Source organism: Paenibacillus sp. lzh-N1, from assembly GCF_002872435.1.
Taxonomy (GTDB): domain Bacteria; phylum Bacillota; class Bacilli; order Paenibacillales; family Paenibacillaceae; genus Paenibacillus; species Paenibacillus polymyxa_C.
In genome coordinates this window covers 1,427,921-1,449,754 of record NZ_CP025696.1, presented here as the reverse complement: position 1 = coordinate 1,449,754, position 21,834 = coordinate 1,427,921, and the positions used below count along the sequence as shown (strand labels likewise).

Sequence of the window (21,834 nt, the reverse complement as noted above, 5' to 3'; positions counted from 1 at the left end):
ATGTAGAGAAAAGTGTACAGAATCAAGAGCCAGAGACATCTAGCCTTGCAACTTTATACATTTTTTCGCCATGAAAGACTCTTCTGTTGAAGGGTTTTTTTCAATTTGATAAAAAGAATGTGATGATATGAGTCAACTGAGTGTAAGGATGAGAACGCACGGCTTTCTGAATCGGCATTTTTCTGGAGAGTCTATTGATTATCGGCAGATGATTGCCTTGTTTATCCCGCTTCTAATTGATCAGGCTTTTATCGTGGGTCTTAATTTGGTGAACACAGCAATGATTAGCTCGTCAGGGATGGCGGCGGTCAGTGCCGTAAATATGATTGATTCATTAAATATTTTCCTAATTAATGTGTTTGTGGCAGTGTCTACCGGGGGTACGGTTGTTGTAGCGCAGTATAAGGGGAGCGGCAACGATCTTATGGTCTCTAAAGCAACATCCGGTACTATATCCTCCGTTTCCTTGCTGGCCTTATGTATCAGTCTGTTTATGATCCTGTTGTACAATCCCATTTTAAGCGTCCTGTTTGGCTCTGCCTCGGCTGATGTATTGGCTAACGGCAAGGTGTACCTGCTGGGAAGCTGTATGTCTTTCGTGGGGATTGCGATCGTTGAGGCCGTATGTGGAGCGCTGAGAGGGATCGGCAAGACGAGGGCGTCGCTGGCTCTTTCGCTCATCATGAACCTTTCGTATGTGCTGCTGAATGTCGTATTTATTAACTTGTTAGATATGGGTGTACTGGGCATGACGATTGCAGTCAATGTGTCCAGATATGCAGGGGCTGCCTGCGCGTTGATTTATTTGGTTAGGGTAGATGACGACTTGCGTGTTCAGCTTAGAGATATGCTTTATTTTAATCTAGCCATGCTTAAAAAGATCCTGTTTATTGGTCTTCCTTTTGCAGCGGAACAGATGTTTTTTAATGGAGGTAAAATTTTAACGCAAATCTTCATTGTGAACCTGGGGACCAATGCATTGGCGACGAATGCCATTTGCTCATCCCTAGCTAACGTGTTCCAAATTCCTGCGAATGCTTTGGCTCTTACGATTGTGACCGTGGTGGGTCAATGCATGGGACGGCGAAATGTACACGATGCCCGCAAGTTTACCAAATCGTTTATTTGGCTGTCGTCCGGTTCGTTTATTGTAATGGGGCTAATCCTAATGCCTTTGTTTAAGCCGATGGTGGGGTTGTTTCATCCACCTGCTGAAATTGTAGATGACATTTTTATGGTCATGCTGATTAATACGCTGGCCCAGATTCCACTCTGGTCCAGCGCCTTTATTACCCCCTCTGCGCTTAGGGCAGCAGGTGATTCCAAATTTACGTCCCTCACCTCGATGCTGTCCATGTGGTTGTGTCGGGTAGTGCTCGGGTATGTTTTGGGCATTGTGTTCAACTTGGGGATTGTTGGTGTCTGGCTGGCCATGGATATTGAATGGGGTGTGCGGGGGATCGTTTTCCTCTGGCGCTTCCGTGGCAACAAATGGGTCCAGCATCGTTTGATCGACTGAATAGGTCCACTACTATAAAATTGACCTCGGGATGAGGCACTTTATAGTAGTGGATTTTTTTATAGACGTTTAAAGTTACGTACGCCTTATTCTATTCTGATCCCTATATTGCCTAACTGCACTCCCTGCTGCATACGGTAAAAGGCTTGCGCTGTATCTTGTAGAGGGAAGACGCTATCTATAATGGGATGAAGGGAATGGCGCTCCATGAATTGGAGCATATCTGCGAATTCCTCACCGCTCCCCATAGAGGTACCGATGATGCTAATCTGTGGGAAAAATATAGAACGCAGCGGAATCTCTATGTGATCTCCTGAGCTTGCGCCAAATGTAATGATCCGGCCATCCGGTTTGATGACATCCAGATATTTGTCGAACGTAGCGGGTCCGATGCTGTCAAGGATCAGATCCACGGTGTCTCCGTTCATGCTTTCTTTCCAATCGCTATCACTGTCGAATGCATGATGAGCGCCATGGGCGAGGGCAGCCTGTTTTTTTGCTTCGCTACGTGATGTGACGCTGACTCGTGCACCCGCCGCTAAGGCCATAAGCATGGCATACGTGGCTACCCCACCGCCAATACCGGGAATAAGGACATGGTCACCCTGCTGTAATTGGCCTCTAGTGAAGAGAGCACGGTAAGCGGTCAAGGCAGACAAAGGCAGTACCCCTGCTTCTTCCCAGGACAGGTAAGCTGGCTTGCTGACGGCATTTTGAACGGGAACGATAACCGATTCGGCCAATGTCCCGTCTGAAGGAACGCCCAGAATGGCAGGAACCAAGGGAACGTGGTTCGTCTTCTCCCATCCGATACATGGATTGATGATTACGTCAGTGCCTACCAGTGAGGTTGGGACGCCAGCGCCCACAGCCTCGATCACGCCTGCTCCATCCGATCCTAGAATGAGTGGAGCATCGTTGGCGGTTCGATCCGCCATGAGGAACAGATCCCGATGGTTCAAGCCTGCAGCTTTGAGTCTGACCTTCACTTCGCCCTGCGCCGGCTGTCTGTCCGTAACGTCCTTATACATCAGGCCCTCAAGGCCATTTTTGACAGTATGTATTACAGCTTTCATTTTAAAGCCTCCTGTGGTCGATTTTAGATGCATTTGCATGTACCTTGAATTGTACAGAGTGGCAAGCATCCGGTAAAATGAACAAAATCGAACGTCAGTATCATAAATGATCATACCAAGCAGGTGATGTATATATGGAAAGCAGTGATTTGAAAATTTTTCGGGCGGTTGCTCGCGAGGGCAGCATCACAAGGGCTGCGCAAGTGTTGAACTATGTACAGTCCAATGTGACCTCACGGATTCAGCAGCTTGAGGCACAATTGAACGTACCGCTATTTCGCAGATCTAATCGCGGAATGACACTAACGTCGGCAGGAGAGAATCTGCTGGAGTATGCGGAATCCATATTGACTTTGCTCGACGAGGCAGAGAAGTCTACTCAATATTCGGACCAGCCTGCAGGACCGTTGCGATTGGGTTCGATTGAGACGACTGCGGTTACGCATCTAACGACTTTATTGACGGGATATTACGCTGAATACCCTAATGTGCAGCTATCGCTGATGACCGGGGGGACGCATGCCCTTGTACAAAAGGTATTAAATTACGAATTAGATGGGGCATTCGTCTATGGCCCTGTCGATGATCCGAATATAGAGCATGTTGCGGCGTTTGAAGAGGAGTTGGTGCTTATTTCGGAACCGGGAGAAAGTGATATGAGCAAGTTGCTTACCAAGCCTATGCTGTTCTTCGATGTAGGCTGCACACATCGGGCAAGAGCGGAAAGTTTTCTGAGCGATGCAGGTGTGGATGCGTATCAGATTATGGAATTCGGAACATTGGAAGTCATTTTAGGCGGTGTAGCCTCTGGTCTGGGGGTGTCCATGCTGCCACACTCGTCAATTGTAAAGGCGAAAAAGGAGGGAAGTATTGCTTCGCATCGTTTACCCGAAACATATCGTAAATTAGAGGTGTGGTTTGTTCATCGGCGGGACTCGGTTTACTCCAGTGCGCTGTCAGGATTGCTCCACTGGATGAAAAAGGATGTTATACTTAACTGGGATTAAATTGACATCAGGGGTGTATCATTTGGAAGAACATAATTTATCGAAAAATCCATCTACAGTAGCTCCGGGAGAATTTGTGAGGAATGGCGGTTATCAACGACAAGAACCAGATAGGATGGCGGTATTATCAGAAACATACGGAGCCTCTATCTTTTTCAGGAGATGGGCCGCCTGGATGATTGACTTCATTCTTATCGTCTTTGGGTATGGTGGGCTTGTCTATTTTATAGCGAAAAAAGTAGCTGAAGCGGAAATCCCAAATATGGGTATGATAGTGATACTCTTCTTGATTGGCTCTTTCTGCTATTATCTGTTGCTGGAAGGACTTACAGGCTATACGCTGGGCAAGTTTGTACTTCGCATTCAGGTCGTGAATGGAGAAGGAATGCCGCCAGGCATGATTAAATCGTTGATCCGTACGCTCATACATCTGGTGGATACGAACCCGCTGCTTTTCTGGGGGCTGCCCGCCGGTATATGTGTGCTGGTGACACCTCGGAAACAACGAATTGGAGATATGGCCGCCAATACATATGTAGTTAGGACACGGGATTTGGGGAAGGTGAGCAAAAAGAAAACCGGGATTATTGCAGGAGCAATCATCCTGATGACGATCACTTCGATTGTCTTTGCTGTATCCTTAATTTCTACGCTCATTACTCAAATCGTGAAGCCTGAGGTATTTACCAGTAAGGATAATCAGTTTGCAGTTACGGCTCCGTGGAATTGGTCACGAGATAATAGGATTAATGAGGAAGCGGATATTTCCATTAAAAATGAATTTACCGATAGATATTTGATTGTATTGTCTGAACCGAAAAGCGACTTTGACAGCAGTATGACCCTTCAAGAATATAAAGGAATCATTGAGGATCATTTGGTGTCAGGAATTACGGACCCTGAATTGGGGACTGCTTCAGATATGGTGGTGAACGGATATCCTGCCATTGAGTTTACCCTAAAAGGAGAAATAGACGGAAATCTGGCCATGTATAACGTGACCACAATTGAAACACCTTCGCATTATCATCAGGTGCTTGCTTGGACCTACGCTTCCCGATACAGCAGGGCACAGCAAGAGCTGCGCAAGATTAGAGACAGTTTCCGTGAAATGAACATGATGTAAAGTGAACATGGAGCAATAACGATGATTCAAATTATAAGACGGTAAGCAGAACAAGCAGACAGCTTATAGAAGCGTCTGCTTGTTGTTATATAGGCGGGATAGTGCTACGGAATGGTGCTATAGATGACTTTTGATCACTCGCAATCCAGCCACCCTCGCCACCTTGCCTTGTGGCTGGGCTGTGAATCGAATCGTAACTTCATTCTTTTCATTCGTCACAGACAGAGGCAGCTCATAGATAAACGTCTCGAATTTATTCATTTCTTCGGATTCCAGCTTGCCTTCTCCTAAGTTCTGACCATCTGCAGTGATGTCAAAGTCACGATGAGAGCGGTCGGAGTCCTTCAGATAGGTCACTGCTAATTGGACAGGCTTATCAGGGAGCACCTTCATGACAAAAGAGAACCAGCCCCCAGACCATGTGTCGCGATATTTGCGATTATAAATGGACCCCAGGCCAACGTGTTCTCCAGTGAAGGCATGATCCCGTTCAGGCTGCATTTCGGCAGGCTGCACAACATCCACTGTAAGTCGTTCCAGCTCTAGCTGGTACGCTAACGCGGTACGGTATTCTGCCTCTGTTGCTGCCCATTCCTCCTTGGAAAAGAGATCCCAGTAGACGGTATAAGAACGATCGTATATCTGATAAAACGGACGAAGCTGCAAGTCCCCGATATAGCCCAGGTCGTTTAGATGGAATGTGTTAGTCTCGTTCCCGTCAGCAATCAGCTTGGTTGTCAGGGAATCAGCTGATCCGATCAGAACAGATGCCAGCAGACGTTCCTCGTTGGACTCCTGTACAACAGGACCCAGATCTCCAGCCAGCACAAGTGGGCCATACATGAATGCAATCCGACGCGGATTATCCGGCATTCCCTCAACTCTTACTGTCATAGGAATATCGTACTCGACCGTATCCCCATCGTTCCATTCTCGTTCAATTACAATATAGCTGGTAGGACAAGCCTCTGCGGCATACTCTTCTCCGTTGATTATAATCTTCATTCCCTGCTCCGCCCAGTGCGGGCATCTTAGTTTAATCGTGAAGAACTTGGGCTCCTTGCTTATGACATGAAGCGTTCCCCGCCCATTTTGCGGAAAGAGGGTTTCTTGTTTGAGCTGCATGTCCATCTCATCCCACGTCACGGTAGAAGGGACATATTGGTTGACATAGATTGTATTTGCCGTGTGAAAATAAATCGCCGTGCCGTACATGGAGTGACTCTCCATACCGGACCCGACACAACATGTAAAATCCTCATATTGAGAATTGAAGGACTTGTGTCCTCCCATTTCCAGCGATACAAAATAGCATACACGTCCATCTACAGGCTGCTGTGAAGCCAGAATATGATTGAACATTGCTCGTTCATAGTAGTCGGCATAGGCTGCGTACGCGTCCCATTCGAACATATGTCTTGTTAATTTCAGCATATTGTAGGTGTTGCAGGTTTCACAGGTGCCTTCGCCCAAACGATCATTCAGCTTGCCGGGTTCGCCAAAATGTTCGTTATAGCTATTGCCGCCGATTACGTAGGAATGCTTGTGAACCACCCGATCCCAGAAAAATCGGGAAAGGTCCGCATATAGAGGTTTGCCTGTCACTTCGAACTGCCGTGCTGCACCAATGATCTTAGGAATTTGCGTATTAGCATGTCGTCCTGCCAGCGTATCGCGACTGTCTGCCAGATCATTCAGCACCTCTCCATGATAAAAGCGTTCCGCCAGGTTCAAAAAGCGCTTTTCTCCGGAATGTTCCGCCAGATCGGTCAGCACCTCGTTCATGCCGCCAAACTCGCAATGGAGTACCTGTTGCACCTGTTCATCGCTCAGTCCTTGGAATACATCCTCCAGCCAGTCGCCGAGTTGGATTTCCATCGCTAAAGCCTTGGGATGATGAGCGAGCAGGTGGGCATCACGCAAGCCTGCGAAGAGCTTGTGCATCGTATATAGCGGAACCCAGCCTCCGTTAAGATCAAAGCCCTGGGAACGAATATCTCCGGCTTTGACTTCTTCAAAAATCTCTTTCCCACGCGGGATGCCGGAAATGTATCCGTTTCCATGACTATTTTGGCATATTTCCAACTCGTCGATCACATAGTTTACTCGTTCCAGTAGTCTTTTGTCGCCTGTGGAGGCAAACATTAGTGCACAACCAGACAGGTAGTGACCAAGTGTATGTCCACTGATGCCGCGTGCCTCCCAGCCCTCATAATGAGCCGCTTTGGGCTCCAATCCCGCATATTCACGAAAACGTGACAATAAACGGTCAGGTTCCAAACTCAGCAGATAGGTCGTATTCAGCTCCATGGCGTGGTAAAGTGGGCCGGAATCAATGCTTACTTTATGCAAGTCAAAAGCTTGTGCTTTCAAAATCATCGCTCCTTAGCTAAGATGAAAGTGTATATTTCTCCACTACATTAGCATTGGAGTCGCGGTATGTCAGTAGCTTAACCATACAATAGGTGGACAAATCCGAACATGAATCTAAAGAGGCGATAACATGACCTATCTGAAAGTGAATGTAGATGCTCCGATCCAACTGATCTCGGCAGGCGAGTTCGTTTCCGAGGTGCCATGGAAACATATGAGCCGTTCCATTGAGAACTTTGAGCTGATCCTTGGAGTCCAAGAGACGGTATATATACGGGAGGAAGAGGAGGATTTTGAAGTAGGGGAAGGAGATATTCTATTGCTGTACCCCGGTTGTACGCATCGAGGATACCGGGAATCGTTGCCTGGGGTTAAATTTTATTGGTTTCATTTCGATGTACCTGCGACCCCGAATGTATTATCTAGTGAGGAAATGAAGCAGGAAACAAGTGCAATGGACGGGCTTGTACAGCGTCATGGCGTGATACGCGATATCTATTTGCCGCAAAGTGTACAGGCAGATAACGGAGATCGGATTCATATTATCGTCAATCAAATCTTGCATGTCGCCAACTCGCATTATCTTACGTATCACAGTGCTAACTATTTGTTCACCTCACTGCTGATCGAGATATCCGAACTGGCCCTCAGTCGCTTGATCTCCAATCCTGTCCATTCACAGGGGAATGTGAGCATGAACAAGATTATTGAGTGGACTCGAATTCATGCTGGAGAACCGCTGACCGTGACCGATTTGGCTCAGAAGTTCAATTACAATAAGGATTATATATCCCGTTTGTTCATGCAGAATACGGGCATGCGTCCATTGGAGTTCATTCACAGTATTCGAATCAACAAAGCTAAGGAATTGATTTCTCGTACAGATATGAGCATTAAGCAGGTAGCGGAAGAAGCAGGATACACGGATGAGAAGTATTTTATGCGGTTGTTTAAAAAGAGAGTACATATGACTCCTTCACAGTATCGGAATGCCTATCACAAAACATTTATGAACAATGTCTAGTCCATTTCCGCTTCACGGCAGCATAGCTTATCAGACTATAATTTGATAATCTGATTTAAGAGAGATTGAATGAGAGCAATCAATACATAATACTTTGTCAAAAGGGGCGAGTGAGATGCTGCAACCACCATTAAAGGAAGAACTGACTCGAATACTCGAAGAGCATTCACTTGATGATGAGTTAAAAGAAGAGATCTATCAGGAAGCCGAAGCTACTATACAATTTCAGCTAGAGCATGAGGAAAACTATGAACACGTTGGAAATAGTCGGATCGCCGGCTATCCAGATTTACCTCCTTCGATCGAGTGGCCGTGTAATTCAGATGGAGAATATTATACGTTTATTGCGCAAATCAATCTAAGCGAGTTGCCTTTTTCACCATTTGAGGGATTGCCTCATCAAGGTATACTATACTTTTTTCTTGGGCTGGATGAGCCAGCTTACGATATTGAGCATAAAATCTTTTATTATAACGGCGACAGCAGTGCTTTGCAGAAAACATTACCGCCCGCTGGGCGCGTAGAGGTGTCGGCGGATCAACGGGATTTCACTGCGTATGCAATTTCTTTTCATCCGATCCTGACGCTACCATCGGAGGGTGAGCTAGGAGATATTCTATTAGATCAGTACGAAGAGCTTTATGAGCTTTTATATGAACATAGCGACACGGTGTGGGGGCAGCATCAGTCTTTTGCCGGGAACACTCGTCGGGATGCTTATCTGTGCCGTAACGGGCTAAAGGGTCTTCTGTTTAATTGGCATAAGAGTGAGGGTCAGATCCATCAGGAAGCCGAGCAAGCTATGCATAGGGGAAGTACGGAGTATGCGGAGCATTTACGATCCGAAGTGCTGCCTCAGCTGCAAGAATACCAGGCGAATCGGGAAAAGCACGATCAAGCTTCGGAAAATTGGCATGTTTTGCTCTCTGTATCATCCTTGAATGAGGTTGGTATGTGCTGGTGGGACGCAGGGTATTTGGAGTTTTTTATAGATCAAAGGGATTTGAAGAACCTTGATTTCTCGCGAACATATGTTAATCTGGCTACAAGCTAGCCGGGTCGCCAGGACTCATGTTTATTTTGGAGGCTAATGACAGGGGTTAGAGCAGGGTGGTTTTTTTGATTGATAAAAGAAGTGAATTGAGCATGTGGCACAGTATCCGAGCGTTGGGAATTGAACGATCAATAATAGGTGGTCCTATATAGGACTGCCTTTTTTCGATGTAAATGAACGATTGTACTCCGTTAATAGTCTTAATAGATGAGACCACAACAAGGGAGGTGCACGTATATGACTGATCGAGAGCTGTTTGAACTATATAAGGAACAGATATATTATTTTTGTTATTATCTGATGCAAAATCAAGCAGATGCAGAAGATGTTTGCCAGGAGGTATTTGTCAAAGCAATCTTGGCCGACAGGTCCAAAGTACAAGATCTCAAATCATGGATTTTACGAATTGCTTCCAATGAGTGCAGCAATGTGCTTAGAAGGCGAAAAACTGGGCTGATGAAGGAAATACGAACTTTTTTATTGTCACGTCCTCATTCATTTAATCCGGTGGAAGAGAGCTTATATCATCGAGAAACTAAGACAGAGCTACACCAGCTATATAACAAGCTTCCAGATAAAATTCGAATGGTCGTGGTCCTTCGTTATGTAAACGAATTGACTGTGCCGGAGATCTCTAGAGTTATAAATATACCCGAAGGAACAGCTAAATCCAGATTAAATCGAGGGCTTAAACTGCTAAAAAAAATGGTGGTATCCCAAGTAAAGGAGATGAATAGCAGTGAGTCGGTATTTTGAGAAAGAACAGCACATTCCTCAACCCGAATATGATGCAATGTGGGTAAATATAGAACAGGAAGCAACCAAACGAAAAGCAACTCTGCAACAGTCACAGGAAGCACCTATGCATAGAACAAAAATTGTTCCTGCGAGTATTGTATTCTCATGTTTTCTGCTCATTGCCATCCCTGTATTCGCTAGTGTGACTATCAATTGGGATAGAATAGGCGGACGTAGTGTAACCAATGCGATAAATAATGGTATTGGCCAGCGGTATGATCTAAAAGCAACCAATGCAGGCATTACGATGAATTTGAATGGTGTTGTAACAGATGGCGAAAAAATGAAAATGCTCATCTCTCTGGATCCGGGAACCGACCCAAGCAGTTATATTGGGTTTGCTATAGAGAAAACTATGGTAACTAGCAATTCTAATAACAAGGAACGAGCACACGGATATTTGAATTACGATCCTAAAAGCAAGAAACTCCTAGGCATTTATGAAACTGTTGATACATTAAAGGATCGTAAAAAAAATTATACACTTGAGGCACAGAATCTAATTTTTTATCGTAATCAGGATATTCCTTTAAAGACGAATCATCAAGCTGGGGATACCCTCGTTACGGGGACCAAGCAGTATCCTAACATATATATAGAATCCGTTCGACAAACCAATAACAAGACTGTTGTCCGCTTTAGAGTTGCTGCAGCTCCATCCGATTTAGGACGTGGGAACCCGCATTTGGTAATGAAAGTGGGAGACAAAGAAATAGACGCCATCCCAACCATTCTACCTAGTGACAGCCCAGAGTTGCATATTGAGCAGGTATTCAACATGACTGCACAAGATTGGAGAAAGGCAAACCTTCATTTCTGTTACATTGAGGAAGCAAAACGAATTGAAGGTACTTGGAAGTTCGAATTTGAAGCGGATGGAAAAAAAGCAAGTGAAGCGATTTATTCTAAGAAGCTGCATAGCAGCGCTGAATTCCGGGAAAATACAGGCGCTACCTTAGACCAACTGATTATTACCCCCTTGGATATTGAAATTCTAGTAACAGAGCGTGATTCACTTAAAAAAGGAAATGTCCATTATAAAACGGCTCAGTTGGTTATAGGTGATAAAAAAATTAACGGAGGATGGAATCTTAAAGGGGCTGGTCCTGAAAATTATCAACACTTATATCAATTTGAATCCTCAGAGTGGTATAAGGACTGGTCTGATGTTCCAATGAAACTTATATTGAAAGATGCTGTCATCCAGAAACGTGATACTTCCAAGAATTGGATTACTCTTCATAAACCCAAAGAAGAAAAACAGTTCGCTGAGCTTAATGTAGACGGTTATCAAATTGATTTCACATACTATACAGAGGGAAAAGATTTGATTGTCGAATCGAAATCCGTTTCCCCTGGCTTCAAAGGTGTCAACCAAACAACGATGCGAATTAACGACAAAGAAGTAGTACCTGAGATCATTGCGAAGGGTATGGTATCCACAGGAGTTAATGTTGACCGTTATAAAGATATTGAATTAGACGGAAAATTGGAACTAAATCCTGGCCTCTACAAGTACAGCGATCCTGGACGTAATATTGAAGTTGTTTTGAAATAGATAGGGTGTTCACCGCCTATTCTACAGATAAGGTCAATTTAGGAAGAGTAGTCCATACGATTAGGATAAGTACAACTATTTGGTACGTAAATATTAAAGCCCTTCCGGCTTTCCATGAGGGAAGCAGCGGAAGGGCTTTTATTACATATACTTGTCTATACGGAGAGTTTATTTATATCCGCTGCACGGTAAACTCGAATTCCAGCTTTTGATCAGCCGGAATTTGATATTCCTCATGTACCGGAGCACCCCAGCTGTCGTCGCCGCCTACGCCCATTTGCTTGCCAGCTACGGTGACAACGGTGTAATACACATTGGGCAGTTCATACAGATGGCCTGCACTTTCCAGCTCAAACGCTGTATACGGCGAAATATTGCATTCCACTGGTGCGGTGGCAGGTGCTGTAATGCGAATGCCTCGCTGGGAATCGTCGGTAATATCGACCCGGCGCACGCCTGTACGGTTGCCGGATTCCTGTGGCACGACATACCCGGACACATTATCCGCAGCTTCGTTGCGGAATACGCCGAGTCTAGCACCAAGGGCTCGGTCAATGTAATTCTCCTCCGGTCCCATCGCATACCAGTCCAGATGGCGATAGTCCGCTGGAACCTTGAACGAAAGGGCAAAGATCGGCAGGTTAGGCAGCCCTGATACACCTTCATAGGTGGATTTTACGTTCAAACTGCCATCCGCCAGGACGGTGTAGGTTACCGTTACCTGTACGTCAGCATGAATGCTTAGGGTGTAGCGGAACGTAATGGTCACACGGTCTGTCTGCTCTTCCGTGACCTCAATACCCACACATTTACGCGTCAGGCTTGCAGCGAACCAGCCACCAGCTTCAAAACCCAGTGCCGTTCCCCGATCATTGTCTGTGGTCGCTCGCCAGAACAGCGGAGCAGGAGGCGTAGCGATCATCTCACGTCCAGCGTAGCGAAGTGAAGTCAGGCTGCCTGCTCCTTTGGAGAACATGATGGTGAAATCTGTACCGTGAACGCCAATATTTACATCACCATGCACCACTCGTAGGGCTTCACCTATTGGAGCTTTCAGCGGATTTGGATCTTCCACAATGAAAATATGTTGTCCAAAGGCCACTTCATGCCCAGCCTTAGCCCAGAGCGTCGCTTCCTTCAATACAAGCGCCGTGTGAATGACATATTCCCCAGGCTTCTCGTCTGTGCTTGGGAACGTCAATGGAATATAGGCTTCGGTCTGAGCCGCCACATCCACATGACTCACATTTCGCGCGATCTCTTGACCTTCATGCAGCAGGCTGTATACCAGCTCGTATTCCCCTGTACCCTCGAACAGGTTTTCGTTGCGAATGGTCACACCTTTGGTATCCGGGATGAGCTTCAGATTTTGGTACAGGAATTTGACCTCCTGCATCTTCGGTGAAACCTTCCGGTCTGCATAGACAATTCCGTCTGTACAGAAACCATAGTCTGTTGGACGGTCGTCAAAGTCGCCGCCGATCGCGAGGTACTCGCGTCCGTAGCGATCTTTTTTCATAACCGCCTGATCGATATAATCCCAAATGAAACCGCCCTGATACAGCTCATATTTGTTCTCCAGCTCGGTATACTTGTGCATGCCGCCTACGGAATTGCCCATTGCATGCATGTATTCGCAACTGATATACGGCTTTTGTGGATTGTCGTTTAAGTATTGCTCAATATCTGCGGGCTTGGCGTACATCCGGCTCTCCATATCGCTGGTATCATCGTACGTACGATTGTGAAACACGCCTTCGTAGTGTACCAGACGGCTCGGATCGGTGGACCGGAAATAGTTAGCGACATTGCGCAGCACTTCACCTGCATACGACTCATTTCCGCAAGACCAGATCAGAATGGATGCATGGTTTTTGTCCCGTTCCAGCATGGAAATGGCACGATCCATAACGATATCCTGCCACTCCGGCAGATTGGCCGGAATATTCCACGAAGGCTCGACTGCGCCGAGTTTTTGCCAGGAACCGTGTGTTTCCAAGTTCATTTCGTCAATCACGTATATCCCGTATTCATCGCAGAGCTCATACCACAGTGTCTGATTCGGGTAATGAGAGGTACGGACAGCGTTCATATTGTTCTGCTTGAGTGTCCGAATATCCCACAGCATATCTTCACGGGAAATCGCACGTCCGGTACGAGCGTTGAATTCATGACGGTTCACACCTTTAAAGACGATGCGCTTGCCGTTCAGATGCATGACCTTGTTGACCATCTCGAATTTGCGGAAGCCGACCTTTTGTGGGATCACCTCGACAAGTGATCCATCAGCATCATAAATTTGAATGAACAACGTGTACAAATAAGGTTTCTCCGCGCTCCAGCGCTCTACTTGCTCCAAGGTTGCCGACAGCGAGGCGATGCCGTCTGTAAAGTCAGCTTTTAAACAAGCTACGATATGACCGGCGGCATCCTTCACATCGACAGTTGTATGGGCCGTTGCCGGTTGTTCCAAAGTCAGTTTCAATTCCAGCAGACCCTGCGTGTAGGTAGCATCCAGATCCGCCTTGGCATGCAGGTCGCGTACGTGAACAGTAGGGATCGTGTACAGATATACGTCTCTGAAAATGCCGGAAAAACGCCAAAAATCCTGATCCTCCAGCCAAGCTCCTGTACTTCTTTGATATACCTCTACCGCCAGCTTGTTTTCACCAGCTTGCAGGTAGGGTGTTAGCTCAAAGTCAGACGGTGTAAAACTGTCCTCGCTGTAACCGACAAATTGTCCGTTCAGCCATACATAGAAGGCCGACTCGACACCTTGAAAAGAGATGAACACAGGTTGCGCGTCAGAAGCCATATTTTCGGGCAAAACAAATCTTTTGATATAGCTACCGACCGGATTGTGGTCTTCTGGAATATGGGGTGGACGAACGTCTGAATGTCCGTCCCACGGGTACATCGTATTGGCGTACTGCATTTGGCCGAAGCCTTGTGTCTGAATATGACCTGGTACCTGAATATCGCTCCAGCCGCCATACTCAAAGTCAGGGGCATAGAATTCTACTGGGCGAGTGGCCGGATTCGTCGCATAGTTGAACTTCCAGCTCCCATTCAGGCTGTGACGCCAGGCCATATCGGCCTGGTGCTCTGCTTCCTGAAGCGTGGCGTAATACTTATGGTCGGAATAGGCAGGCAAGCGATTTACCGCGAACTTGGTCACATCGGTGAGCCAGTCCAGACTAGGGGTATGAATGGTCAAGGCGAACACTCCTTATTTTTAAATTGAATGAAGATCGTACACAGAAATCTATTATTTTACCGAGCCGACCATACCTGCGACAAAGTGCTTCTGCATTAGGAAGAATACCAGTGCAGTCGGCAGTGTGGACAGGACAATGGCGATCATGATAACGCCGTAGTCCGGTGCATAGCTGGAGCCGAGGTTCGAGATCAACAGCGGGATGGTTTGATTTTCTGGCGTTTGCAGTACAATCAGAGGCCAGAGGTAGTTGTTCCAGCTGGACATGAATGTGATGATTGCGGCAGCGGCATAGGTTGTTTTCATCGTAGGCATATACACCCGGAAGAACAGACCCAGCTCGGATAATCCATCCATCCGGCCAGCTTCCAGCAGATCCTTGGGAAACATCTTGGTGCTTTGACGGAAAAAGAAGATCAGGAACGCCGTAGTTACAGTCGGAATAACGACAGAAGAGAGCGTATCAATGCCGATCCATGGTATGACATTAGAAATGCTGCCGAACATCCGGTAAAGCGGGATCATGATTGCCGCAAACGGAATCATCATCGACATCAGCAGGATATTGAAGACAACGTCTTTCGCTTTGCTTCTGTAAATTTCAAAGCCATAGCCAGCCAGTGATGCAATGAGCATAGCTAGCAACGTCGTTGAGATGGAAACCTTTGCAGAATTACTGAGTGCAGTAACGATGTCTACTTGTTCCAGCAGATTGTGCATGTTATCCATCAGATGGGAGCCAGGCAGAAGTTTGCCTTTGGTCACATCGACTGACAGGTTCGTGGAGCTGGATAGCATCCACAGGAACGGGAAAATCGAAATGAATGATACAAGAATCAGAAAGGCGTACGTAAATGCTCTTTTTGTTTTCATCATTTTTTCTCACCTGCCACTTTAAACTGGATAATCGACAAGATAATGATCATAATGACGATGGAATAAGATACGGTCGCCGCATAACCAAAGTCGGATGAATACTTGAAGGACAGATTATAGATATATTGCGAAATAGAAGATGTCGCGTTACCTGGCCCACCCTTCGTAATATTCATAATTTCATCGAAGAGCTGGAGTGTACCAATCGTCGATGTAATCGAGGTGAACAGGATAATCGGCTTAAGCAGTGGAACGGTAATGCTGAAAAACTGCCGAATCGGGGAAGCTCCGTCAATGCGGGCTGCTTCGTAGATAGAGCTGTCAATGTTCTGAAGACCCGACAGATAAAAGATCATGTTGTACCCGGTCCAGCGCCATGTGATCGCGATAATAATTGTTACTTTGGCCCAGAAAGGATCTGTAATCCATTGGATTGGCGTACCAATCACATGCAGATTCAGCAACAAGGAGTTTACCAAACCGTCAGATGAGAACAGATACTTGAAAACAACCGAATAGGCTACAAGAGATGTGATACACGGCAAGAAGATGGCAGTGCGGAAAAAGCCCTTGAATTTCAGGTTTTTATCGTTCAACAATACGGAAATGAACAGAGCCAGAATGACCATTAAAGGTACCTGGAAAATTAAGTAGATAAACGTATTCTTTACGGCGGTGATGAACATTTTGTCGGTGAACAGGCGCTTATAGTTATCAATGCCGTTAAAACTCAGATTAGACCCTGTACCCGTTTTAAAGGATAAGATCAGCGCCTGAATCATCGGATAAAAATAAAAGGCGGCAATCATGATCACTGCGATGGATATGAACAACCATCCTGTCATACCTGCTTTGAGACGTGTTGTAGTCATTTTGGGCGCGGCTGTCTTCATACCATGTCAACTCCCTATGCAGCAATAAAACCTTGAACTCGCAAGCCCAAGGTTTTAAGTGCTTATCGTTTTATTGTTTAGCCTTGGCTAGATGGACTGTCTTATTTAAGCTGTGCTTCCGCTTGTCCTTGAGCGTCCTTCAGAACTGTGTCTACATCTTTCCCGTTCAGGTAGTTTTGAATTTCAACGGTCATGATGTCCTCAATGGCATAAGTGTGCAGGCCATAATTGACTTTTGGAACTTGTTTAGTCCAATCAGCAAACTTCTTGTATACTTTGTCGCCACCGAAGTAAGCATCTTCCACGTCATAAGCTTTACCGCTGGAAGCAGCGTTCAATGAACCGACAATTCCGATTTTGCTCAGCATATCTTGATACAGCTCTGGATCTGAACCGAATGTTTCTTTCAGGAAATCAGCAGCGGTATCTTGACCGTCCGAGTTGAGGACATACCAGGAGCTGCCGCCGAGGCTGGAAGCATTCACGGATTCAGGTATATTTTTCAGCTTAGGGAAAGGAACTACAGCCCATTTACCGGATTGCGAAGCTTCAGCTTTAATCGAAGGCGTAATCCAGTTACCTGTAGGTACGGAAGCAACTGCACCGCTGTTGAACGCGGCCAAGAATTGACTCCAGTCGGCATTCATTTTAACAATGTTAGCGTCGAACAAGGATTTGTACGTCAAGAGTGCTTCCTTCAGAGCTGGGTTACCAGCCAGGTTTGGTGTTTTACCGTCTTCTTTCAGGTACCAAGAACCTGCAGTTTGGATCATGCCACGGATCAGACCCAGGTCATTCGGATCTTGAGTCAGCATATCTTTGCCTGTTTTTTGTTTTACAGCTTTACCGATTTCGATAAATTTGTCCCAATCAATATTGGTCAAGTCCGCTACTTTGTAGCCGGCTTGTTCCAGATAATCCGTTCTTACATACAGTCCCATAACACCGGAGTCGAATGGAACACCGTATTGCTTGCCGTTGTAGCTAGTCGGTCCGATTTTATAATCCGCGAAGTCGGATGCTTTGATCGAATTAGTCATATCATGGAAAGAATCGGGATAGGCTTGCAGGAAGTTCTGTGCCCGGTAATCCTCAATTAGAACCACGTTCGGCAATCCTTTAGTAGAACCGGAGTTGAGGCCGGCATTCATTTTTTGTACGATATCGTTTTGAGCATATTCAACAATGTTTACGGTTACATCTGGATGTTTGGCAACATAGCGATCTTTTGCCAGCTTCAGGGCTGCGATATTAAAGTTCGGGTCCCAAGCCCAGACTGTGATTTCTTTCTTGCCTGAATCTGTGGTCGTAGCTGCTTTCTCGGAATTGCTGGAGCACGCGGATAGCAAGATCAAGCTTGCGATCAGCAGAAGGAAAGACATTTTTTTCATTTTGTTCAACCCCTACTCTTTTTTTATATGTTACTAATCATGTAAAACTTTTTTTGAAAGCGGTTACCTTGTTTATGAATTTAGTTTATCATCCTTGCTTTGCTGGCAGTTAGGAATATCTTTATACAGATTGGTCTTATTATTATGATTTATCTAAAAAGGCACCGCTTACATTTGTACTTTCTTTAGTTTTAGGTACTTTTTATAGACTGAACTAAAGTTCTTCACGAAGCATCATTCCGCCCACTCCGTTCTTGTTTCACCTTCTTTGTTTAGTTCAGCCTATATTTTTATGGGGTAGGAGGGACGGGTTTTAGGATCAGTGGCAGGGTCATTCTTACTTTGGTGCCCTCGCCCTTCTTGCTAGAGATGGTTACGCCATATTCTTCTCCATACAGAAGGGTAATGCGATTGTGTACATTCTGGATGCCGATGCCCGTAAATAGTTGGCGTTTGCTCTTGGGATTCGGCAGTCCGTCTTGCACTGTATGCCCATCCAAATCCATACCGTCTCCATCGTCGACCACTTCACAGATTAATGTATCCTCTGTTTTAGACACCAATATATAGATGTGCCCTGCATTCTTCTCATTAAACGCATGGAAAAAGGAGTTTTCGATGAAAGGCTGAATGATGAGTTTGGGCACATGGTACTCCAGACAATCGGGGGATACAAAATAATTCACTTGTACCCGTTGCCCGTAACGTACATGATTAATAAATACATAATTTTGCATGTTGGCCATTTCCTGCTCGATGGTGATCGTTTCGTTCACATTGCTGATTGTATTTTGCAGCAGGGAAATGAGCGCATTAATCGTCTCGGCGGCGGTTTCCTTGTTTCCTTTGAGCACTAGCATTTTGATGGAAGCCAATGTATTGTACAGAAAATGTGGATTGATCTGCCGTTGTAGTGCAGCAAGCTCTGCATTTCGTTGGCCTTTTTGCGTTTCTAAAAGCTTATGAATATAATCATTTAGTTCATCGAGCATGTAGTTGTAAGCATGACTTAATTGTCTGACCTCGTAGCTGCCTGTGACCGGGATATAATTATCAAAATTTTTCTCGCGTATCGTCGACATTTGCTTGACCAGCCGAGTCAGTGAACGGATCAGGCGACGGGAAATGAGGAAAACAATCACCAAAGCAATCAGTACGATGGCGATACAGATCCATACAACAGATTTAACGTCAATAATTTGCCCAACCGCCGTTTGTCTATCGATCATGTTCACCAGATAAAAATCAAATGAAGGAATATAGTTGGAAAGAACGATACTCTCCTTATTCATCACATCTGCATTAATATAGTTCAGTCCCTGTTCATTGATTTTGGTGGCATAGCCCAGCAGTTCACTGGAGCGTTGTCCGATCAGGTCCTGGCGGTTGCTTGATACAATCAGTCCTGATTTGTCCAAAATCAGCACATCATTACCATTACTCGTGAAATTGTTATAAAAACGCCGAAATTCCGGCTCTCGGATAGCGATGTAGATCATACCGTACATGGTGCCGCTCGTTCGCTCCATAAATACTTTGGAGGCAATAATATAGGGAGTTGGCTTCTGTGCAGTGCTATTCATTTGTTGATGAAACAACTCCGTATCCATTTGATACATAAGCTGTGCTGGTCGTGCCACGCTTCGGGCTGTAATGGCACTGCTCTTAAGCTGTTCCGCAGTTACAGGCCAATAGGACGAGTCGGAGTAAAAGCTCCGACCGTTCATCCCTGTTACAGCGACACCGACATCATAAGCATCGACGTTCGATTTAATTTGCTTCATTTGCTGTGCCATACCAAAGTAAATCCTTGCCGAGTTAATTGAGTCAGATTGGCCGCCAGTCAAATAGTTTTTGACGGTTCCATTTTCCGAAGCATGGGTTACAGCATTCACGATAGAGTCATTGAAGGATTCAAAGCTGGATTGAATCTGGCTAAGCACCTTGGCATTCGTAATACTGAATGTCTCAGCGAATAGTCGTTCAGACATTCGAATCGTCACCAAAGAGGTCAGCAAGGACACCGCAGTGATGCTGACCACCATAACAATAAAGATTTTGAAGAACAGACCTTGATATTTGATCTTGTGGATATATCTTTTCATATTTAATCTCTTTTCTGCTGGCAGATATGCGCTTGCTCTCTAATGGAGATGCTCCCGGCGGTACTGGCTGGGTGAGTAGCCCTTCACTTTTTTGAACACTTTAGTAAAATAGCTGGGGTCCGAATAACCTACTGTACTACTAATATCTGAAATGGGCAGCGTCCCCGATCGCAGTAATTCAGCAGCCTTCTCAACCCGGATTTTGTTCAGATACTCGCTAAATCCCTCTGTATGGTGTGCCGTAAAATAACTGGACAAATAAGAGGGGTTAAAATGAAAATATTGCCCAAGGGTCGTCAAATTGAGTGTTTCAGCATGATGTTCCTCAATATACTCCAGCAGTTTTTTCATGCTTGCACTACTTCCTTGCTGTGTTTTGGCCAGGATCTGTCGGTTCGCTTCCTCCAAAAAAGTCTCCAGCAACCGCACGGCTTCATGTACATGAGGAGCATCATTAATTGTTTTGAAATACGAATATTTCGCCGCATCCAGCTCCTTCATATCATACCCCTGATTCCCGAGCAAAATTGTAATGTTGAACACGATATTTCCGAGCAGCGATTTGAATTCAAAAGCGGTAGAGGTATAGTTGCCGGACATGGCGGCTACATAGGACCTCAAATCCTGAAAAGCCGTATCAAAATGCTCACGCTTCATCTCTTCCGTAAACTGTTTTAGGTTAAACGAACTATTCACCTGAACAGGCTGAGGGAGTTCATCTTCCATCAGTAGCGCCGTTTCTGGGAAATAAAACCTGTAACTTAGCAGCTTCGGCACCTCATCCTGATAGACATTGCTAATCTGGTTAAAATCATCAAATAGATGGCTGACCGCCCAGCCTGTCTGTGGCTCGACCAGCTTCGTCTCTTGAGCAACTTCCCTAACCGTAGCCATCCAGGCGTCTAATTCCCGTGGCTCCAAACTGGCTAAAAAAACAGCTGTATAGACATCAGATGGCAGTTGTCGCAGAACCATATGTTCACAGGCAGAGGCTAACCGATCTGTAAGCTTGGAAAATAGGTCCGAAGCAGAGGTAGTAGTAGAGCGCCCCTTATCTTGCTGTACCGACTGTTCTATACCTATGAGCGCAAAACGGGGATAAGGAAATGCTTGCTTCAGCAGTTCAGCGTCATAATCTATGCTATAGCCGGAGATCAATTTTTCGATCACATGATCTATCGTAATTCGATTATTCCCGGCATCTTCCTGATACTGAATGGATGGGATTTTGCGAGCCGTTCGCTGAAGCACTTGAAGCAGCTCATCTGTGTCTAGCTTGGGCTTCAAAATATAGTCAGCCACACCTTGCTGAAAGGTGGAGCGTACGTAATTAAACTCGCCGTAGCTGCTGAGCACAATGACCTCGATATCTGGATAGTTCTGTCTGACTATGCGTGTCAGCTCCTCGCCGTCCATGATCGGCATCACGATATCCGTAATGATAATATGAGGACGTAAGGCTTCAATCAGCTCCAGCGCCTCTTTCCCGTTGGAGGCCTCACCTACAATTCGAAATCCGTATTGTTCCCACGACAAATGATGCTTGATCCCTTGTCGTACCAATATCTCATCATCTACAATCAAAATGTTGCATAGCTCATTCATGACAGCACTCTCCATAATTATATCTATTCAAAAAAGACGCCATTAAGGCGAGGGCCTAATCACCTGACGGACATAGTTGATAACGCTTCCAACTTTAACTAAAAACGAATGCATTCAATCTTTACATGCTAACATAAACGACACGGTGATTCCAAAGATAATTTAGTTCAAATGGCATATAAAAGACAAAAAAGGCTGCCGAGAAAATCTCG

At 45.5% G+C, this 21,834-nt stretch carries 15 protein-coding genes; 7 read left to right on the top strand and 8 right to left on the bottom strand.

Annotation, left to right across the window (positions count from 1 at the left end):
• The first annotated feature begins 127 nt into the window (after positions 1-127).
• Positions 128-1,519 carry an MATE family efflux transporter gene (locus C0638_RS06595; RefSeq protein WP_058711361.1) on the top strand — a complete coding sequence of 464 codons (1,392 nt, stop codon included), beginning with the start codon at positions 128-130 and terminating at the stop codon, positions 1,517-1,519.
• A gap of 86 nt (positions 1,520-1,605) precedes the next feature.
• On the opposite strand, the gene C0638_RS06590 is transcribed toward C0638_RS06595, so the two are convergent.
• Positions 1,606-2,595, bottom strand: coding sequence for a zinc-binding dehydrogenase (locus C0638_RS06590; RefSeq protein ID WP_058711360.1), 990 nt, complete (start codon positions 2,593-2,595; stop codon positions 1,606-1,608).
• A 134-nt stretch (positions 2,596-2,729) separates the two neighbouring features.
• Here C0638_RS06590 and C0638_RS06585 point away from each other — a divergent pair, with 134 nt between their 5' ends.
• Both C0638_RS06585 and C0638_RS06580 read left to right on the top strand, forming a co-directional pair.
• Positions 2,730-3,602 (top strand): LysR family transcriptional regulator, encoded by an 873-nt coding sequence (locus tag C0638_RS06585; protein ID WP_058711359.1) that lies wholly within the window; start codon positions 2,730-2,732, stop codon positions 3,600-3,602.
• A complete protein-coding gene (locus tag C0638_RS06580) occupies positions 3,580-4,728 on the top strand; it encodes an RDD family protein (RefSeq protein ID WP_058711358.1) in 1,149 nt (382 codons plus the stop codon). Before C0638_RS06585 ends, C0638_RS06580 begins: the two co-directional genes overlap by 23 nt.
• Positions 4,729-4,845: 117 nt before the next feature.
• On the opposite strand, the gene C0638_RS06575 is transcribed toward C0638_RS06580, so the two are convergent.
• Positions 4,846-7,101, bottom strand: coding sequence for a glycoside hydrolase family 127 protein (locus C0638_RS06575; protein ID WP_082689645.1), 2,256 nt, complete (start codon positions 7,099-7,101; stop codon positions 4,846-4,848).
• Between the two features lie 130 nt (positions 7,102-7,231).
• Here C0638_RS06575 and C0638_RS06570 point away from each other — a divergent pair, with 130 nt between their 5' ends.
• From C0638_RS06570 to C0638_RS06555, 4 genes are all read left to right on the top strand, one after another.
• Positions 7,232-8,125, top strand: coding sequence for an AraC family transcriptional regulator (locus C0638_RS06570; RefSeq protein ID WP_040102363.1), 894 nt, complete (start codon positions 7,232-7,234; stop codon positions 8,123-8,125).
• Positions 8,126-8,240: 115 nt separating this feature from the next.
• On the top strand, positions 8,241-9,179 hold the full coding sequence (locus C0638_RS06565) for a YwqG family protein (RefSeq protein WP_058711356.1): 939 nt from the start codon (positions 8,241-8,243) through the stop codon (positions 9,177-9,179).
• Between the two features lie 237 nt (positions 9,180-9,416).
• Complete coding sequence (locus C0638_RS06560) at positions 9,417-9,935, top strand: RNA polymerase sigma factor (protein ID WP_013368911.1); 519 nt, start codon at positions 9,417-9,419, stop codon at positions 9,933-9,935.
• A complete protein-coding gene (locus C0638_RS06555) occupies positions 9,919-11,535 on the top strand; it encodes a DUF4179 domain-containing protein (RefSeq protein ID WP_058711355.1) in 1,617 nt (538 codons plus the stop codon). The genes C0638_RS06560 and C0638_RS06555 overlap by 17 nt, the downstream gene beginning before the upstream one ends.
• 172 nt (positions 11,536-11,707) lie before the next feature.
• On the opposite strand, the gene C0638_RS06550 is transcribed toward C0638_RS06555, so the two are convergent.
• From C0638_RS06550 to C0638_RS06525, 6 genes are all read right to left on the bottom strand, one after another.
• Positions 11,708-14,752, bottom strand: a complete 3,045-nt coding sequence (locus C0638_RS06550; RefSeq protein ID WP_058711354.1) for a beta-galactosidase, LacZ type — start codon at positions 14,750-14,752, stop codon at positions 11,708-11,710.
• A 51-nt stretch (positions 14,753-14,803) separates the two neighbouring features.
• The gene (locus C0638_RS06545) at positions 14,804-15,628 is read right to left on the bottom strand and encodes a carbohydrate ABC transporter permease (RefSeq protein WP_013368914.1); all 825 of its coding nucleotides are present in this window, start codon (positions 15,626-15,628) and stop codon (positions 14,804-14,806) included.
• Positions 15,625-16,521 (bottom strand): carbohydrate ABC transporter permease, encoded by an 897-nt coding sequence (locus tag C0638_RS06540; RefSeq protein WP_013368915.1) that lies wholly within the window; start codon positions 16,519-16,521, stop codon positions 15,625-15,627. The genes C0638_RS06545 and C0638_RS06540 overlap by 4 nt, the downstream gene beginning before the upstream one ends.
• Before the next feature lie 101 nt (positions 16,522-16,622).
• Complete coding sequence (locus C0638_RS06535) at positions 16,623-17,912, bottom strand: ABC transporter substrate-binding protein (RefSeq protein ID WP_013368916.1); 1,290 nt, start codon at positions 17,910-17,912, stop codon at positions 16,623-16,625.
• Positions 17,913-18,202: 290 nt separating this feature from the next.
• Entirely contained in the window at positions 18,203-20,017 is a 1,815-nt protein-coding gene (locus C0638_RS06530; protein ID WP_058711353.1) for a cache domain-containing sensor histidine kinase, read from the bottom strand.
• 39 nt (positions 20,018-20,056) lie between these two features.
• On the bottom strand, positions 20,057-21,622 hold the full coding sequence (locus tag C0638_RS06525; RefSeq protein ID WP_058711352.1) for a response regulator transcription factor: 1,566 nt from the start codon (positions 21,620-21,622) through the stop codon (positions 20,057-20,059).
• Positions 21,623-21,834 lie beyond the last annotated feature (212 nt).

Bases quoted from the DNA above. Each gene is read 5' to 3' on its own strand.
- C0638_RS06585 (WP_058711359.1), top strand. From the start codon at position 2,730: ATGGAAAGCAGTGATTTGAAAATTTTTCGGGCGGTTGCTCGCGAGGGC.
- C0638_RS06595 (WP_058711361.1), top strand. From the start codon at position 128: ATGAGTCAACTGAGTGTAAGGATGAGAACGCACGGCTTTCTGAATCGG.
- C0638_RS06560 (WP_013368911.1), top strand. From the start codon at position 9,417: ATGACTGATCGAGAGCTGTTTGAACTATATAAGGAACAGATATATTAT.
- C0638_RS06590 (WP_058711360.1), bottom strand. From the start codon at position 2,595: ATGAAAGCTGTAATACATACTGTCAAAAATGGCCTTGAGGGCCTGATG.
- C0638_RS06525 (WP_058711352.1), bottom strand. From the start codon at position 21,622: ATGAATGAGCTATGCAACATTTTGATTGTAGATGATGAGATATTGGTA.
- C0638_RS06545 (WP_013368914.1), bottom strand. From the start codon at position 15,628: ATGATGAAAACAAAAAGAGCATTTACGTACGCCTTTCTGATTCTTGTA.
- C0638_RS06565 (WP_058711356.1), top strand. From the start codon at position 8,241: ATGCTGCAACCACCATTAAAGGAAGAACTGACTCGAATACTCGAAGAG.
- C0638_RS06530 (WP_058711353.1), bottom strand. From the start codon at position 20,017: ATGAAAAGATATATCCACAAGATCAAATATCAAGGTCTGTTCTTCAAA.
- C0638_RS06540 (WP_013368915.1), bottom strand. From the start codon at position 16,521: ATGAAGACAGCCGCGCCCAAAATGACTACAACACGTCTCAAAGCAGGT.
- C0638_RS06535 (WP_013368916.1), bottom strand. From the start codon at position 17,912: ATGAAAAAAATGTCTTTCCTTCTGCTGATCGCAAGCTTGATCTTGCTA.
- C0638_RS06570 (WP_040102363.1), top strand. From the start codon at position 7,232: ATGACCTATCTGAAAGTGAATGTAGATGCTCCGATCCAACTGATCTCG.
- C0638_RS06580 (WP_058711358.1), top strand. From the start codon at position 3,580: ATGTTATACTTAACTGGGATTAAATTGACATCAGGGGTGTATCATTTG.